Raw genomic sequence first — 1,325 nt, forward strand, 5'->3', positions numbered from 1 at the left:
TGGGGTGGACCCATTTGTCAAGACAGTTTTTTTTAAAATTTAAGATACAAACTAATGTTTGTTATGGTATATTATGGTAATTAGATCTCGGGAAGCGCATTTTTTGCAAATCCAGATATGGCAACAGGTACCAGTTATTAATTATCTGACCAGCCATTATTTGGATTGATAATAAACCTCTGCCGGCGTTTTATAATCCAGGGATTGGTGGAGTCGCCGGTAGTTATAAAAATCAAGGTACGCACTAACCCGCTTTCGGGCTTCACGTGGACTTTCGTAACTGTGCAGGTACACCTCCTCATATTTTAGGCTTCTCCATAGCCGTTCCGTAAAAATGTTATCGGTGGCCCGGCCTTTGCCGTCCATACTGATGCTTACACCGGCGGCATTGAGTAGTTCGATGTATTGCGAACTTGTAAAATGACTACCCTGATCGCTATTGAAAATTTTGGGCGTAGCTACAGCGAATGCCCGCTGGACAGCGTCCAGGACGAAATCTATCTCCAGAACCTGATCTATTGCCCAACTGACTACATAGCGGGAGTACCAATCGAGCACGGCTACCAAGTACATCCATCCCCTCTGGAGTCTGATATAGGTGATATCAATACCCCAAACGTGGTTGGGATGGCTAATGGTAACCCCCCTCAGCAGATAAGGAAATGTCCGGTGTTCCAGTCGCCGCTTGCTCAAATTAGGGCCGGGAGAGATGCCGGCAATACCCATCTCATGCATGTGACGCTGTACAGCTTTACGATTAAGCAGGAAGCTTTCTCGCTTTAATTGTGCAGTTATCCTTCGCGACCCGTAGTAGGGGTGAGCGGTATAAATTTCATCTATCCGGTGTTTGAGCGCAATTTCTTCTTCTGACGGTGGAACTGGCTTATAATACAAGCTTGTCCGGTTTAGACCGAGTAAATCAGCCTGAACGACTATGGGTATTTCAGAAGTCACCCAATCGAGAAGCGCAATGCGTTCACTTCGATTGAGGCAAGATGCCAGATTTTTTTTTGAGCCAGTCCAGTTGAGTAGTTAACCGGCCAATTTGAGCATAAAGTTCAGCGCTTTGTTTTTCATATTCCTTTTTAACTTTTTCGATTGCTCTTTGTTCATCGGTAAATAATGTGGGTAGTCCTTCTAATGCAATTTTTTTCCATTGTTTTAGCTGGGTTGGGTGGACCCCATATTCGCTAGACAGCTGGGCAAGTGTTTTTTCTTCTCGGATAATTTCCAGGAAAATTTTCATTTTGAATTCTGGAGTATAGCTCTTGCGAACAGACATTTGGTTCTTAGCCTCCCCGTTTTTGCTGTCTTAATTTATGGGT

The 1,325-nt window shown here is 44.2% G+C and carries 1 protein-coding gene; it reads right to left on the reverse strand.

Annotation, left to right across the window (positions count from 1 at the left end):
• Positions 1–156: 156 nt before the first annotated feature.
• Positions 157–1,282 (reverse strand): IS3 family transposase gene (locus A6M21_RS17630; protein WP_151192010.1). Its coding sequence is split into 2 segments (ribosomal slippage): positions 157–1,012 and positions 1,011–1,282, totalling 1,128 coding nucleotides; the frame shifts between segments, so codons are not numbered across the junction.
• Positions 1,283–1,325 lie beyond the last annotated feature (43 nt).

This window comes from Desulfotomaculum copahuensis (assembly GCF_001655685.1).
GTDB lineage: Bacteria > Bacillota > Desulfotomaculia > Desulfotomaculales > Desulfovirgulaceae > Desulfotomaculum_G > Desulfotomaculum_G copahuensis.